This is a genomic window from Litchfieldella anticariensis FP35 = DSM 16096 (genome assembly GCF_000409775.1).
In the GTDB taxonomy this organism is placed as follows: domain Bacteria; phylum Pseudomonadota; class Gammaproteobacteria; order Pseudomonadales; family Halomonadaceae; genus Litchfieldella; species Litchfieldella anticariensis.
This window is the reverse complement of record NZ_KE332377.1, coordinates 214,405-230,469: the sequence shown is the minus strand read 5'-3', so window position 1 is coordinate 230,469 and position 16,065 is coordinate 214,405. Positions and strand designations below refer to the sequence as shown.

Below are 16,065 nucleotides of genomic sequence, written 5' to 3'. Positions count from 1 at the left end.
CTCATCCCCCCTTGATTGCAGATCAAACGAGGTGCCATGGCGAGTTAAATTCACGCTTCCGGCAGGAAGCTTGCTCCAGATCAAGGTAGGAAACACAGGCCATTACCACACTCAGGGAACCCCCTGTAACTGGCAACTTTCGTGGAGGAGTGTGGCATGCGCGACTGGCGTCTCCTATTGATCCTCGTCGGGCTGGCACTGACCTTGGTGCTGGCCTGGACCGTCCACGGCCGTGGTGTGATCCGTAACGATCAGGCTCGCAACATCTATATCCCCGATGAGCTGACCATGCCACTGCAGGTCAAGGCAGCCTATGATCAGGAGCGAATCTTCTTCCGTTATCGCTGGCCCGCCGAGCGCCCCCATGTCTATCACGACATGCTGCGTTATACAGATGGCCAATGGGTGCGTCATGGCGCTTCGAGAGTGGGACCGGACCCGGATGGAACCTACGAGGACCGGGTGACCATGTTGGTGGATGACGGCAGCGTTCCGGAGTTCGCACGCTATGGCGGCTATATCACCATAGGGGCCAATATGCGCTTCTTCTCCGATTCGGCCAGCCCTACCGAAGTCGAAGCCCACTCCCATCTGGGCAAGACACTGGGGCAGACGGAGGTGCAAAAGCATCTTCCAGCGACCCGACAGGACATCAACGACTGGCGCAGCGTGGTGGATGCCGAGACTCTCCAGGCCCAACGCGAGGCCGGCTACTTCCTCGATCTGTGGCACTGGCGTGCGGGTCGCTCCAACCCCATTGCAATGTCCGATGACCAGTGGGTCGGAGAACACCGTCACGGCGATGCCGGTCAAGGCCCCTTCACAACCAACTGGGATGACGATACCGATCAACCACGGTGGATGTTCGATCCCACAATTACCGGCAAGTACGCGCTGCGCTGGGAAGACGTTCAATCCGAACAGGTCGACTTCGATAGTCTCTATTACTTGTCCGAAAACATTGCCGTTCCCTTTGATGCCACTCACGACTGGCAGGAAGGCGACGTCATTCCGCGCCGTTTACTGCGCGGAGGAGCCGGTTCACGGAGTGACATCCACGTCCAAGGTGATGCCCGCTGGAAAGACGGTTACTGGGACGTGACTCTGGTCCGTGCACGTGATACCGGCAGTCCGCTGGACGACAAGATGTTCCGCGATCAGCGCCGCTACGACCTGGCTTTTGCTGTACATCGCAATGCCACCGGCAGCCGGTGGCATCACGTGTCTCTTCCCTACAGCCTCGGTCTGGGACGCCATGCCGATATTCAAGCCATGGCCTTCGAGGGTAATGAACCGGACTGGTCGCAGGAGTGGTTCGATCTCACGTTGTTCTACCCGGGGCAAGTGAACTGGCCGCTGCTCATCGGGCAGGCCCACGCTGGCGCGGGTGATATCGTATCCGGTACGCCGGTCCACGCACGGCATAGCGAAGAGCAGCTCGCTCACTACGGAGTGGAGATGGAGTTCAATGACGCCATCATTCGTCAGTGGTGGCTTACCCTCGCCTCCGGTCTGCTATTGCTGCTCGGTGTGCTGGTCGGCCTGCTGCCCAGTTTCTCCTCACGCTATCAAGGAGACCGCTCATGACTGGTTTACATCACATGCTCGTGCATTTCCCCGTGGGTTTCTGGGCACTTGCCACACTGATGATCCTGGTCGGTGCCGTGAGCCAAGGGCGGTTGGCCGAAATCGCCCGAACGGCGCTGCTGCCCGTATTGATACTGAGCCTGATCGGCGCGCTGGCCGCCATCGTCACCGGCTTCCTGGTCTGGCCATGGCAGGCCAACCTCTACAGTCCACTGGCACGCAACCATATCCTGATGTCGCTATGGTCATTGGGTTTATGGACATTGATCACGGTGCTGGTATGGCGTGCCGGCGAAGCGACCTTCCAGCACATACGCCGCTGGGGACTGGTGTTCCTGGCCCTGCTCGGTGGAGCTCTCTTCGCCATCACCGGTACTCTCGGTGGTCACCTAGCCGGCGCTCCGACCGCATTCTCGAGGCTGCTGGGCGCGCTGGGCTGGAACGTCTACACCACCTTCTACATGCCCACCTGGATGCTGGCGGTGATGGTACTGGTAGGTCTTGGCTGTGCCTGGCTGGGCCTGAGTGCCTATCGGCGGCCCCGTTTGCCCGCCCGAATCAAGAACCGTGTCACGATATCCTGACAAGCTCTTGACCTGACAGCGGACTCAGGGCTTATGCTCTATATTCAATCAGCTGGCGAGGTAGTATTTCCGAAAGGAACCGTTATCTTGTCGCTTTATCAACCTGCTACGGGGAGTCACGAAAATGAGTCTCAGAATCGGTAATACCGCTCCGGACTTCACTGCACAAACAACACAGGGCACCCTGAATTTTCATGAGTGGATTGGCGATAGCTGGTGCATTCTCTTTTCACACCCCAAGGACTTCACCCCGGTCTGCACCACCGAACTGGGCTACATGGCAAAGCTGAAGCCGGAGTTCGATAAACGTAATACCAAGGTCATTGGCTTGTCGGTGGACCCGGTCGACAACCACACCGCCTGGTCGAAGGACATCGAAGAAACGCAGGGGGCAGCTCCCAACTATCCGATGATCGGAGACGAGAAACTGGAGGTCGCCAAGCTCTACGACATGTTGCCAGCCGAACTGGAAGGCACCGCCGAGGGACGCACCCCCGCAGACAATGCCACGGTTCGTTCGGTATTCATCATCGGGCCGGACAAGAAGATCAAGGCGATGCTCATCTACCCCATGACATCCGGGCGTGACTTCAACGAGGTACTGCGTCTGTTGGATTCCGTCCAACTAACCGCAAAACACACGGTGGCCACGCCAGTGAATTGGAGACCGGGTGAGGACGTCATCATTCCACCATCCGTCAGTGACGAGGAGGCCAAGCAGAAATATCCGCAAGGCTTCACCACGCTGAAACCCTACTTGCGTACGGTCAAACAACCGTCCTGAAGGGAATCGGCTACGAAAGCGGGGCCCTGGCATGACCAGGGCTCGTTTATTCCGTCCATTCGAGCCGCGCTTCCAGCCCTCCACCCTGATGGTTGCGCAAGATCAGTCTCGCCTGCTGGCGCTTGGCCAACTCCGCGGCAATGGACAATCCCAACCCACTGCCACTAACCCGCTGATCGACGGCTCGCCGAAACCGCTCTGTCACCGCGTCGAGCAGTTCCTCAGGGATTCCTGAACCGCTGTCGTGGATACTCAACCACGTACCATTCTCATCACAGCCAAGTGCCACTTCGACTCGGCCACCATCGGGTGTGTAGCGCAATGCATTGTCGAGCAGGTTGCGGATCAGGATACCCACCTCAGTGGCATCGCCCTTTATCCATAACGGTGCCGACTCCCTTACCTCCAGTTCCTGCCCGTGCTCCTCAGCCAACGGCCATAGTTCTGCGGCCAGTTCCAGCACCAGGGCACGCAAGTCGAGACGTTCGGCCACCGTCACCTGCTGGCTGTCGAGACGCGCCAGAATCAGCAATTGATCGACGACACGCTGCAAGCGCTCGATACCACCATAGGCCTTGCGCAGCGAAGCTTGCTCTCCGGTCAGGGCATTGTCCAAATGAACCTTCAGCGCTGCCAGCGGGGTGCGTAACTCGTGAGCGGCATCGGCAGTGAAGCGGCGCTCGCGCTCCAGGGCTTCGTACAAGCGCCCCATGAAATCATTGAACGAATCGCGTAGTGGTACCAGCTCACGCGGCACCTCGAGTTCGATATGACTAAGATCACGGGCACCACGCCCCTTCACTTGCCGCGATAGACGTGTAATGGGGTTGAGCCCACGATGGATCAGCATCCCCATCAGCACCAGTAACACTGGCAAGGCGATCAGCATGGGCAGGAGGTCGGCCAGCGCTACCTTACGCGACAGTTCGTCATGGAAGCTCTCGCGCAGGCCAATGCTTAACCAGTGTTGCCCAGCATGCAGCGGCACGCTGAACACTCGCCAGCGCTGGCCATTGTAATCCTGCCAGCGATAGCCTTCCCTTTCCGGTCCAGGGAATGGACCGGCATCGTTCCACTCCGCACCCAATAACCAAGGGCTACCATCAGCGTTCCAGACCCCAACGGACAGCATCCGTTCTTCATGATGGTATCGCTTACCGGCAGGTGAGGTGGTATCGGGCGCTTCCCCATACCAGCGCGCCGGATGTCCCGGCTGGTCCAGATGACGTGCGATCCTGGCATAGGTGTCACGGGGTGTCTGCGGGTCGACCAATGCAGAGATGATACGCCCTTGCAGACTCAGTTGCGCATCCAGAATCTCTTCCATCTCATGATGGGTGGTGAAATAGGCGGCGATAATGCTCAGTGTGGCGGCAGCCACCAGCACCAACGCCAATGCCGATGTCAGGTAACGACGGATGGAACTCATGCCACTCTGCTATCCAATCGATAACCAATCCCACGCACAGTGGCAATCAGCTTCTTGTCGAGTTTGCGACGCAGGTGATGCACATGCACTTCCAGAGCGTTGGATTCCACTTCCTCGCCCCAGCCGTAGAGTAAACTTTCCAGGCGTGAGCGTGGCAGCACCTTGTCGGGATGACGCGCCAGTTCCAACAACAAGGCAAATTCACGCCGTCCCAGCCTGACTTCCTGCCCCTGCCAGCTTACCCGATGTTGGGCCTCGTCGATTGCCAATCTGCCCAACGCCAACTCCTGGGAGGCTCGCCCTTCGGCACGACGTGTTACCACTCGCAGGCGGGCCAGTAACTCCTGGAGGTCGAAGGGTTTGAGGACGTAATCATCGGCACCGGCATCCAAGCCCCGGATACGTTCCTCCACCGCATCGCGAGCCGTGAGTATCAATACCGGCAAACGACTACGACGACGAATCTCAGCCAGCACCTCCAGGCCATCGATGTCGGGCAAGCCCAGATCGAGTATTACCACCGAGAAATCCTCAGTGCGCAAAGCCATCATCGCATCGCCACCCCGTAACAGCCAGTCAACGGAATAGCCTGCACGTATGAGAGCGGTCTTGATGCCATCGCCCAGCAACGGGTCGTCTTCCACCAACAACACGCGCATCGTCTGTCCTCACTAACGCCTGACCACCGTTATCATCGACGCTGTGTCTTAAGGCTTCCTTAATGACACCGCCCTCCCGAACGATACCTGGTAGCGAATAGTTTAAGGATACCTTAAGCCAACCGCGTCAGGGTGGGCGAGTTCATTACCCATTCGAGGTGGTCGCGCATGCCTGCCCCCCTGCTCTCCCTAATCGTGCCCGCCCGAGACGAGGCGGATAACCTGCCCTCTCTACTCGACGAAATCGAACAGGCTCTTGGCACTCTCGATCATGAGGTCCTGGTGGTCGATGATGGTTCCCGCGACCGTAGCTGGGAGCTGCTGTGCGAACGAGCCGCCGACGATTCGCGACTGATGGTCTTGCGGCATGCCGTGAGTGCTGGTCAGAGCACGTCGATCTGGCATGCGGCCCGCCTTGCTCGCGGCACTTGGCTAGCGACTCTGGACGCCGATGGCCAGAACGATCCGACTGACATCCCTCGTTTGGTGGAGCGGGCGCAACGCAATGGCGCGGCAATGATTATCGGCCATCGCACCCTGAGGAGAGATAGCTGGCTAAAGCGCGTTTCGTCGCGCATCGCCAATCGGGTACGTGCCACCTTGCTCGGCGATGCCACGCCGGATACCGGCTGCGGCCTCAAGATCATAAAGCGCGACACCTTTCTTGCTTTACCCTATTTCGATCACATGCACCGTTTTCTGCCCGCCCTAGTGCAGTCCCAGGGTGGGCGCTGCTTGTCGCTGCCAGTCAATCACCGGCCAAGACGAGCAGGCCGTTCCCATTACGGCTTGCACGATCGCCTATGGGTAGGGCTGGTCGATCTACTCGGCGTGATGTGGTTATGCCGGCGATCACGGTTACCGATCATGACGGCCTCACTGGAAATCACCGCCGGTATCTTCCGGCATTCCAAGGAGGACGCATGAACCAGAGCGGAGTGTGGCTGACGATAGGGCTTCTTGGCCAGGCACTGTTCAGTGCACGCTTTCTGGTGCAATGGCTGGCCAGCGAACGTGCGCAGCGTAGCGTGGTACCACTAGCCTTCTGGTTCCTGAGCCTCGGCGGTGGCGCAACCCTGCTGGCCTATGCCCTGTATCGCCGCGACCCAGTATTCGTGCTGGGCCAGGGAGCAGGCTTGATCATCTACCTGCGCAATCTAATGTTGATCCGTCGCACCGCATGCCAGCGGGAAAATGCTGCATGATGGCCACGCTCGCCTGCCTGCCGACATTCACGCGCCGTCACGCCCGCCTGGCCACATGGCTGCTGATGCTATTCGCTCTGCTCATGCTAGGGCTGGGCATCGGCCTTCGCGATCCTTGGCCCGCCGATGAGCCTCGTTTCGCGCTCAACGCCTTGGAAATGCTCGATACCGGCGACTTCTGGCTTCCTCACCGCGGTGGAGAGCTCTATCCCGACAAGCCACCACTGTTCATGTGGGCCACGGCTTTGAGCATCGCCATCACCGGTTCTCTCCGACTGGGCTTCCTACTTCCTTCGCTATTTGCCGCCCTAGGCACTCTCGCCTTGGTGATGGACCTGCTGCAGCGCTTGTATGGGCATCGCATCGCTCTTTTCGGAGGCATCGCCCTGCTGACCACCCTGCAATTCACCTTGCAGGCCAAGACAGCCCAAATCGACATGCTACTGACCTTCTTCACCACCCTAGGCGCCTATGGCCTGCTGCGTCATGCCCTACTGGGCCCCGCATGGCGTTGGTGGGCTGGGGGCTGGGCCGCCATGGGACTGGGAATTTTGACTAAGGGGGTCGGCTTCCTGCCACTGGCTCTGTTGCCCGCCTGGTATTGGCTGAGTCGCGATGGCCGGCTAACACCTTTGCGCTTACGCGAGTTGAGTGCTGGCATGGGGATACTACTGGCAGTGATCGTCCTATGGGGGCTACCGATGATTATTATGACCAGCCTTGGCGATGATCCTGCACTGGCCACCTACCGTGACAACATCCTGTTCAAGCAGACCGGAGAGCGCTATGCCAATGCCTGGCATCACGTAAAACCCTGGTATTACTATCCAAGCCAAGTACTGCCCTGGGCATGGATGCCACTGACACTGGCCTTGCCATGGGCGGTACCCCCTTGGTGGCGGCGCATCAAACGTCGTGACGCACGTATCATCCTTCCGCTCAGCACCATGCTGCTGGTCATCTGCTTTTTCAGCTTATCACCGGGGAAACGCGGCGTTTACATGCTCCCCACCATCCCGTTGCTGGCACTGGCCATAGCACCGTTATTGCCGGGGCTATGGCGACGACGCGGTCTACAGCACCTGGGGGCGGCGACCCTGCTGCTACTTGGAGCAGTGCTGCTTGCTGCCGGCACGCTGGGGAGTCTTGGCCTGCCGGCCTTGCAGGCACTGGCCGAGCGGTACGCCCTCTCCCCGTGGGGTTGGTGGATCACCTTAGGTCTGACCGCCCTAGCCCTGCTCGGTTGGCTCAAACCGCGTCGCGGCTTACTGGCCCTGACACTGTGGTTTGTGGTGTTCTGGGGACTCTGGTCGACTTGGGGGTATGGCCTGATGAACGAGACCCGCTCCCCTCGTACCATGATGGAGCGCCTAACCGGAATCACCGGGTCCGATGCTTGGCTGGCACTGCCTGCTTTCGATGAAGAATTCCTGCTCCAGAGCCGGCAGCCGAGTGTTCATTTCGGGTATCACACCCCTATCGAGTCACAGCTAGCGCGTGCCTACGCTTGGATACACCAAGCCCCCCACACGCGTTGGATGCTTATCGGCCAGGATCACCGCGACGACCTGACCTGTGTGGCACTCGACAACGCCCACGATCTAGGTTTCCAGAATAGCGAGATGTGGTGGCTGATTCCCGGTACGGCCTTCGCCGACTGCCAAAGTGATGTAGACGCTGCGCCGCTTTTCGTGGCTCCGACCAGCCTGAGCGATATCCCGCATGGTACTGCTGCCCCGTGATCGCATGCAGCGTTGCTGGCGTGGAGATTCCTGCTTGTCTGGATGGTGGTGCGAATGACACCGTGGAATGCTAGCCAACTGGCAAGTACAGCCAACGATTGCTAATGTATAAAGGTTATCCACGCGGGGGCGTTCGCCCTGCTGAGGATCTCACACGAAGGTCATGACCATGGGTCCTGTCTCACGGCACCTCGTTACGTTAGGCATACTGTCCTTGTTGGCAACGCACGTTCTTGCTGCCAATGACGATGCGCCTTCCTATGCCAAGGCATCCGATCTATTTCACCTGGATAACGGGGTGGTGGTCGAAGGTGCCGACTTGGCGACTCCCGATGGCCATACCACGGGCTTCCGTGTAACAGCCGGCTTCAATCCAACCGGGCTGCCTTTGTTGGATCTCGGGGCGGAACTCGCTTACCGGGAGAGCGAAGAGGTATCGACATCTCTGAATAACCAGAGCCTGATCCTCGATACTGTCAGCCTCGGTGGTGCCGTACTGGCCGGCGTGCGCCTAGGCCAGTTAGGGCTTTATGCCAAGTCCGGCATTACGGGATGGCAAGGCGATGCCGTAACACATTCCGATGCCTTCCCCACCGACGCCAGTGGCACCACCTACCTCCAAGGTTTCGGTGCCCGGCTGCAATTCGACCGTCTGATCAGTCGCCTGGAATACGAGGAAATCGATGCGCCAAGTATGGCGCATTTGAATATGGTTACCGCCTCGCTCCACTATCCTTTCTAGGCTTTGCCCGAAAACTGCCTGCGCTCGACCATACGGCGTTAAAAATCAGCTCAAAGACCTCATTTACACCCACGTAAACTCCGTCTTTTCGCTGATTTTTGCCTTGTCTGGCCATCGCTCGTCGACTTTTCGGGCCAAGCCTTCTAGCCGGTGTTGCGTAGACCCGCGGCAATCCCCGCCATGGTCACCATCAAGGCGCGCGATAATTCGGGGCTGATGGCGCCATCGGCATCGCGATTACGTTGCAGCAGCTCGGCTTGGAGGCCATGCAGCGGATCGATATAGGGGTTGCGAACCTCGATCGCTTGTCGGATCAATGGCGTTTCCTCGAGCAGTTCCTGCTGGTCAAGAATATGCAATAACACGTTCTGCAGCCGAACGAAGCGCTCGCGTAGGTCCTTGCCCAGCGCTTGTAAGGCCGGCTCATCCACCAGGCGGTGCTCGTAATAGGCAGTAATATCCACGTCACCTTTGGCCAACAGCATTTCCAGCATATCCAGATAGGTGCCGAAGAAAGGCCAGCTGTCGCGCATCTCGCGCAGCCTTTCCAGCCCACCCTCTTCTTCCAGGCGAGTGATGAAGGCATCGCCACTGCCCAGCCAGGCGGGCAACATCAAACGTGTCTGAGTCCAGGCAAAAATCCAGGGAATGGCTCTCAGCGTCTCCACTCCACCATCCTGACGGCGCTTGGTGGGACGCGACCCCAAAGGCAACCGCCCCAAAGCGCCTTCCGGCGTCACCGCTCGGAAATAAGGCACGAAATCCGGATTCTCCCGCACCACACCGACATAGCCACGATGAGCGATGTCGGACAAGCGGTCCATCTCATCCCGCCATTCGGGTTGCGGAGACGGTGGTGGCAACAATGTGGCCTCGAGTACCGCGCAGGCGTAGATCTCCATCGAGCGCAACGCGATATCCGGTTGCCCGAACTTGAAGCGAATCATCTCACCCTGCTCGGTAACCCGCAGACTACCATTCACCGAGCCAGGCGGTTGCGACAGGATTGCCGCATGCGCCGGACCACCGCCGCGCCCGACAGTTCCCCCTCGACCATGGAATAGGGTCAAGTTAACGCCATGCGCCTCACAGACCTTGACCAAGCTCTCCTGAGCGCGGTACTGGGCCCAGGCCGCTGCCAATTGCCCGGCATCCTTTGCCGAATCCGAATAGCCGATCATCACTTCCTGGGAATCGCCCACCAGATAGCGATAACCGGGCAAGGCCAGCAACCGATCGATGACATCCCCTGCATGATTGAGATCGTCCAGGGTCTCGAACAAAGGCGCAATGGGCAGACGCACGTCACCACCCACTTCCTTCATCAACAACGCCACAGCCAGCACATCGGATGGCTGAGCAGCCATGGAAATGATGTAGGTACCTAACGCCTCGCGCTGCTCGCGTGCAATGACGCGGAAGGTGTCAATCACCTCGCGGGTTTCGGTAGAGCATTCCCAGCGACGCGGGATCAGTGGCCGCGGAGATACGAGTTCGGCGAGCAGAAAATCCTGGCGTTGCGTCTCATCCCACTCGCGATAGTGACCCAGTTCCAGGAAGTCGGTCAGTTCCTCGAAGACCTGGGCATGTCGGCTAGCCTCCTGGCGAATATCGAGCTTGGTAAGTGTCACCCCGAATACTGCGACGCGGCGCAGAGTGTCCAGCAACACGCCATTGGCGATGGTATGGAGTCCCACGTCGCACAGTGAACGGTAGCAAGTCAACAATGGGGCGTAGAGTTGGTCGCGATTCTCGATGATCGGACCACCTTCGTACGAACGGCCGTCGAGACATGCCTTGGCCCAGTCGCGGGTAGCTTCGACACGCGCCGTCAGACGCTTCAGTAATACGCGATAAGGTTCGGCTTCGTCACCGACTTCGGCCCGTAATGCACTATTGGCTTTCCACATCGAGAGCTCGGCCTTTAACTGATCTAGGTCGCGCAGATAGAGATCGGCGGCCATCCAACGTCCCAGCAACAGCACCTCGCGGGTAACCTTGGCAGTAACATTGGGGTTGCCGTCGCGGTCACCGCCCATCCAGGAGGCGAAACGCAGCGGCGCCGCATCCAGAGGCAAGCGTTCTCCAGCAGTTTCGAGCAACAGACTATCGAGATCGCGATGGAACTCCGGTACGGCTTGCCATAACGAGTTCTCGATTACCGCGAACCCCCACTTGGCTTCATCCACCGGGGTAGGACGCTCATGGCGAATCTCATCGGTATGCCATGCTTGGCTGATCAGCTCTTCGAGACGACCGTGGACACGGCTGGCCTTTTCCGGGTAGTCGATCGAGGCTTCTATGGCTATCAGGCACTCGTCGATGGCATCGTACTTCTGAATCAAAGTCCGGCGAATGACTTCAGTAGGGTGCGCCGTCAATACGAGCTCGACACGCATGCCAGCCAGCGTTTCCACCAATTTGCGTGGTGAATTGCCTGCCTTCTGGGCCCGCTGCAGCAGCTCGCCCAGTACTGGCTGAGAGCCAGGTTTGTAGTCCTCGACACGGCGAAATCGCGCCCGGTAATGTTGCTCGGCGATGTTGGCCAAGTTGAGAAACTGGTTGAACGCTCGTGTCACCGGCAAGAGATCGCGATCGGGAAGCCGACGCAGGTATTCGATCAATTCTCGGCGTGCCTGCTGATCGCCTTGGCGACCGCGCTTGGCATAACCACGGATGGCTTCAATCTTGTCGACGAAGCTATCTCCCAGATCGTCGGCGATGGTTCGCCCCAAGCTATCACCCAACACCCGCACGTTGTCGCGCAGGGATTCATGCAAATCGTGGCTCATGGATCCTCTCCTATAGCACCGCGGGCATGGCCCTCGATGCTCAGCGATTGGTTTCGATGCGCTTGGCCTGCTGCCAGTGTTGCTCCATCTCATCGAGATCGGCTTCGCCTAGACGTCCCGCTTCGTTCAATGACGATTCGACATGACGGAAGCGGCGTTCGAATTTGGCGTTGGTGGCCCGCAACCGTTGCTCTGGGTCGGTATTCAGGGTGCGCGCCAGGTTGACCACGGCGAACAGCAAGTCACCAACTTCTTCCCCGGCTTGTTCTCGCTCACCGGCGGCCAAGGCCTCCTCGACTTCATCGAGTTCTTCACGAATCTTGGCAATCACTCCCTGTGCATCCGGCCAATCGAAGCCAAGCCGCGCGGCACGCTTGGAGAGCTTGGCCGCGCGCGATAGGGCCGGTAACGTGCGCGGCACGTCGTCGAGTACCGAGGTAGCATCACGCCCGGCGCGCTCCTCGGCTTTGAGACTCTCCCAACGCGAATGAACCTGGTGAGTCTCGACCTCAGCCGCACTGACATCACCACGCCGCGAGGCTAGAGTGCCATCGGGAAACACGTGGGGATGGCGGCGCAACATCTTGGCGGTCAGCGCCTGCACGACGTCATGAAAGTCGAAGCGCCCTTCTTCCGCGGCAAACTGGCTGTAATAGACGACTTGAAACAACAAGTCACCGAGTTCTCCGGGCAGTTCATCGAACGCCCGGCGCTCGATGACATCGGCTACCTCGTATGCCTCCTCGAGGGTATGCGGCACGATGGAATCCCAGTCTTGCTTGAGATCCCAGGGACAGCCATCTCGTTCATCGCGCAACACCGCCATCAGGGTCAGCAGATCCTCCAGATCATGTCGACGCTCGCTCATGCCTGCCCCCCCTTGCGCTTGTTGCCTTTCGCTCCGCTTCGCAAGCGCTTGACATCGATGACATTCGGCAACTGCTGGATGCGTGAGAACAGCCGCCCCAATGTTTCCAGTCCATCGACCTCCACGGTGATCGACAGCCTAGCGATACTGTCATCGGTATTGGTACGCGTATTCACCGACAACACGTTGACCTTATCGTGGCTGAGCACGCTGGTGACATCACGCAGCAATCCAGAACGATCCCAGGCCTCGATCTCGATATCCACCGGGTATTGAGTGTGGGCACGTTCCCCCCACTCCACGTCGACGATGCGGTTGGGCTCATCGACGCGCAGTTGGAGGATATTGGGGCAATCCTGTCGATGAATGGTCACCCCTCGCCCCTGAGTAATAAAGCCTACGATCTGCTCTCCCGGCACCGGGTGGCAGCAATTGGCCATCGTGGTCTTGAGATTCCCGACTCCCAGTACCGTGATCCCATCACTGGGATCCTTGCTCGGCGCCCGTCTTGGCTTGGCCAGCAAGCGGTCGAGTTGTTCCTGGTCATCGCTGTCGCCGAACAGTTGCTGTGCCTGGTGCAATACCTGGCCAATACGCAGATCACCCGCGCCCAAGGCCGCGTACATGTCATCCGGAGTAGAGTAATTGACCGCCTGAGCCAGTTTGTCGAGGTCGATTCCCTCGATGTCCAGCCGCCTCATCTCCTTGTCGAACAGCGTCCGGCCTTCGTCGAGATTCTGGTCGCGAGCCTGCTGCTTGAACCAGGCCTGGATCTTGGAGCGTGCTCGGGAAGTACGCACGAAGCCCAGCGACGGATTCAACCAGTCGCGACTGGGGCCGCCTTTGGTAGCGGTGAGGATTTCCACCTGCTGACCGGTCTTGAGCTTGTAGGTCAGCGGCACGATACGCCCATTGACCTTGGCACCCCGGCAACGATGCCCGATCTCGGTATGCACCCGATAGGCAAAGTCGATCGGGGTCGCGACTCTGGGCAGGTCTATCACATGACCGTCGGGCGTAAACACATAGATCCGATCCGGGGCGACGTCGCTGGCCAGCCCCTCGCGCAAATCGCCAAGATCGCCGACCTCCTCCTGCCATTCGAGCACCTGCCGCAGCCAGGCAATCTTCTCTTCGTAGCTGCGGCTCTTGGCATCGGTATCGTGCCCCTTGTAACGCCAGTGGGCACAGACACCTAGCTCGGCCTCCTCGTGCATGGCGAAGGTACGAATCTGGATCTCCAGTACCTTGCTCTCCGGCCCGATGACTGCGGTATGCAATGACTGATAGCCGTTCTTCTTGGGATTGGCGATATAGTCATCGAATTCATTGGGCACATGGTGCCAGCGTGAATGCACGATTCCCAAAGCCGTGTAGCAATCGGCAACTTCGGGCACCAGAATACGCACGGCACGCACGTCATAGACTTGGGAGAAGTCGATACGCTTGCGCTTCATCTTGCGCCAGATCGAGTAGATGTGCTTGGCCCGGCCGTCAACGTCATAACGGGTAATGCCTTGGGCCTCGAGCAACCCTTTGAGGGTCTCCACCACGTCATGGATATAACGGTCACGGTCGAGGCGTTTCTCGGCCAATAGCTTGGCAATGGCCTTGTAGTCGTCCTCATGCAGGTAGCGGAAGGAGAGGTCCTCCAACTCCCACTTGAGGTGGCCAATCCCCAGACGATGGGCCAGGGGAGCATAGATATCGAACACCTCGCGGGCCACCCTTAGCCGTTTCTCACGGGTGGCATCCTTGACCTGACGCAAGGCACAGGTGCGTTCAGCGATCTTGATCAACGCCACGCGTACGTCGTCGATCATGGTCACCAGCATCTTGCGCAGATTTTCTTGCTGATTGTGCTGCGACAGCCCTTGACTCGGTGCCTGATGGCTGATCGCCGCCATCTGCAGCACCCCCTCGATCAAGCCGGCAACCTCATTGCCGAAGTGTTTGGCAATGGCTTCAGTGCCTATCAGACCTTCGCGCACAGCGCGGTACAATACCGCGGCTTCGAGCGACGATTGATCAAGGCGAAGTTCACCGAGGATATCGGCCATCTCCAGACCGGTACGGAAGCTCGAGCCATTGACTAGCCAGGTCTTGTGCGGTCGGTCCGACTCTCGCGCCAGTTGCTCGGCCAGTATGCAGGCCTCACGCATCCTGTCGACGTCACGTAACGTCACGTCTTCCTGCAAGCGCGCCAACCACCGATCTATGTTGACGTTGCCGTCATCATGCAACGGTTGGTCTTCTCGCACCTTAACCATGTCCTAGCGTTCCTCCTTTGGTATCGCGCCCGCTATCGCATTCGAAGAGCAGCATCGACTCCAGATGCGCCGTTTGTGGGAACATGTCCGCTACGGCCGCATGTGTGATGCGATATCCGCCTTGCACGAGCCGTGCCGCATCACGAGCCAGAGTGGCCGAATCGCAGGAAACATAGAGAATCCTCGGTACGCGCCTCATGGCAAGCCAGTGACATACGTTTTCGGCGCCTTCACGAGGAGGGTCCAGTACCACCAGATCGACGCTATCCCGCGACATCTCCTCCAGCGATTCTGCCTTGCCGAGATCCGCCTGACGTGCCACGACGTGCCACAACCCATTACGGCGGGCATTGTCTGCAAGGCATGTCACCATGGCTGGACTCCCTTCGATTCCGGTGACTGCCGCGGCTTGGACCGCCAACGCCAGGCTGAAGTTGCCGACCCCGGCGAACAGATCCAGTACGTGCTCGTCGCCGACCAGCGGCAACCACTCGAGTGCCATGTCGACCAGGCGTTGGTTGATCTCGGCATTGACCTGCAGAAAATCACCAGGTGAGAAGCCCAGAGCCAATTCACGAGAACCACTCTTCAGGGTATAGCGCAGATCCGGCATTTCGGTCAGCCAGATGAGTCGTGGCGTTTCACGGCCCACCAACCAAGCCAGCGATACGCGTTGGTCGGCGGCAAACTCTCGCCAGACGCCGGCATCGACAGGATTGTCACGTAACTGGCGCACCACGATGCAAGGTCCGCTATCGCTTGCCAGTAATTCGATATGTCCAACCTGGCGTGGCGCCCCCAGTCTGGCAAGATGCTGGTGCAAAGGAGCAAGCAAACGAGCGAGTGACGGCACCAGGATGGTGCATTGCTGAATATCCACCAGATGATGGCTATGGCGAGCCCGAAAGCCGAGATGCACTTGTCCTTGTGCATCGACCTTGACCCCCAGCCGAGCACGTCGCCGATAGCCCCTACCGGACGCGGCAACCAGTTCAGGCGTGACTGTCAACTCGATGCCCTGACGAGTCAATTGCTCGATCAGCACCTCGCGTTTGTGATCGCGCTGCGCCGGCAAGACCAGATGTTGAAGATCGCACCCTCCACATTGGCCAAAATAGGGGCACTCCGGTGCAATGCGATGGGGAGACGCTTTGAGCACTTGACGCGGATGCGCCTCGTCGAAACGCTTGCGCGAGCGGTGTACCGCCACCTCGACCCGTTCGCCGGGCAAAGCGCGATCAACGAACAGCGTCTTGCCGGAAATCGAACGCGCGATTCCACGACCATCGTGAGCCAAACGCAGAATTTCGATCCCCGAACCTTGGGCAGCTTGGCAGCCAATACCAGGACGTGATTTTTCTGGCGCCGACCGTGGCGGTCGACGCTTGCCCAGCATGGCCATC

General features: G+C 59.1%; 13 protein-coding genes. 7 read left to right on the top strand and 6 right to left on the bottom strand.

Going from position 1 to position 16,065, the window contains the following annotated elements; translation table 11 throughout:
• Positions 1-156 precede the first annotated feature (156 nt).
• The 3 genes from L861_RS01055 (at position 157) to L861_RS01045 (ending at position 2,955) form a co-directional block, all read left to right on the top strand.
• A complete protein-coding gene (locus tag L861_RS01055; RefSeq protein WP_016414673.1) occupies positions 157-1,587 on the top strand; it encodes an ethylbenzene dehydrogenase-related protein in 1,431 nt (476 codons plus the stop codon).
• On the top strand, positions 1,584-2,171 hold the full coding sequence (locus L861_RS01050) for a DUF2231 domain-containing protein (protein WP_016414672.1): 588 nt from the start codon (positions 1,584-1,586) through the stop codon (positions 2,169-2,171). Before L861_RS01055 ends, L861_RS01050 begins: the two co-directional genes overlap by 4 nt.
• Before the next feature lie 124 nt (positions 2,172-2,295).
• Complete coding sequence (locus L861_RS01045) at positions 2,296-2,955, top strand: peroxiredoxin (protein WP_016414671.1); 660 nt, start codon at positions 2,296-2,298, stop codon at positions 2,953-2,955.
• 46 nt (positions 2,956-3,001) lie between these two features.
• Here L861_RS01045 and L861_RS01040 read toward each other — a convergent pair whose 3' ends face one another.
• Together L861_RS01040 and L861_RS01035 are read right to left on the bottom strand one after the other, a co-directional pair.
• Complete coding sequence (locus L861_RS01040) at positions 3,002-4,384, bottom strand: ATP-binding protein (protein WP_016414670.1); 1,383 nt, start codon at positions 4,382-4,384, stop codon at positions 3,002-3,004.
• Entirely contained in the window at positions 4,381-5,043 is a 663-nt protein-coding gene (locus tag L861_RS01035) for a response regulator (protein ID WP_016414669.1), read from the bottom strand. Before L861_RS01035 ends, L861_RS01040 begins: the two co-directional genes overlap by 4 nt.
• Before the next feature lie 168 nt (positions 5,044-5,211).
• Here L861_RS01035 and L861_RS01030 point away from each other — a divergent pair, with 168 nt between their 5' ends.
• The 4 genes from L861_RS01030 (at position 5,212) to L861_RS01015 (ending at position 8,732) form a co-directional block, all read left to right on the top strand.
• The gene (locus L861_RS01030; RefSeq protein ID WP_016414668.1) at positions 5,212-5,970 is read left to right on the top strand and encodes a glycosyltransferase family 2 protein; all 759 of its coding nucleotides are present in this window, start codon (positions 5,212-5,214) and stop codon (positions 5,968-5,970) included.
• Positions 5,967-6,248, top strand: coding sequence for a lipid-A-disaccharide synthase N-terminal domain-containing protein (locus tag L861_RS01025; protein WP_016414667.1), 282 nt, complete (start codon positions 5,967-5,969; stop codon positions 6,246-6,248). Before L861_RS01030 ends, L861_RS01025 begins: the two co-directional genes overlap by 4 nt.
• Positions 6,245-7,990, top strand: coding sequence for an ArnT family glycosyltransferase (locus L861_RS01020; protein ID WP_016414666.1), 1,746 nt, complete (start codon positions 6,245-6,247; stop codon positions 7,988-7,990). The genes L861_RS01025 and L861_RS01020 overlap by 4 nt, the downstream gene beginning before the upstream one ends.
• Before the next feature lie 163 nt (positions 7,991-8,153).
• Positions 8,154-8,732, top strand: a complete 579-nt coding sequence (locus L861_RS01015) for an outer membrane beta-barrel protein (RefSeq protein WP_016414665.1) — start codon at positions 8,154-8,156, stop codon at positions 8,730-8,732.
• A gap of 143 nt (positions 8,733-8,875) precedes the next feature.
• Here the strand turns inward: L861_RS01015 and ppc are convergent, their stop codons facing one another.
• From ppc to L861_RS00995, 4 genes are read right to left on the bottom strand one after another with little or no spacing between them, the layout of a single operon-like run.
• Positions 8,876-11,524, bottom strand: a complete 2,649-nt coding sequence (ppc, locus tag L861_RS01010) for a phosphoenolpyruvate carboxylase (RefSeq protein ID WP_016414664.1) — start codon at positions 11,522-11,524, stop codon at positions 8,876-8,878.
• A 40-nt stretch (positions 11,525-11,564) separates the two neighbouring features.
• The gene (gene mazG / locus L861_RS01005; RefSeq protein WP_016414663.1) at positions 11,565-12,392 is read right to left on the bottom strand and encodes a nucleoside triphosphate pyrophosphohydrolase; all 828 of its coding nucleotides are present in this window, start codon (positions 12,390-12,392) and stop codon (positions 11,565-11,567) included.
• Complete coding sequence (relA, locus tag L861_RS01000) at positions 12,389-14,662, bottom strand: GTP diphosphokinase (RefSeq protein ID WP_016414662.1); 2,274 nt, start codon at positions 14,660-14,662, stop codon at positions 12,389-12,391. The genes mazG and relA overlap by 4 nt, the downstream gene beginning before the upstream one ends.
• Positions 14,655-16,064: a 23S rRNA (uracil(1939)-C(5))-methyltransferase gene (locus tag L861_RS00995; protein WP_016414661.1), complete on the bottom strand. Its 1,410-nt coding sequence runs from the start codon at positions 16,062-16,064 to the stop codon at positions 14,655-14,657. Before L861_RS00995 ends, relA begins: the two co-directional genes overlap by 8 nt.
• Position 16,065: the final 1 nt, after the last annotated feature.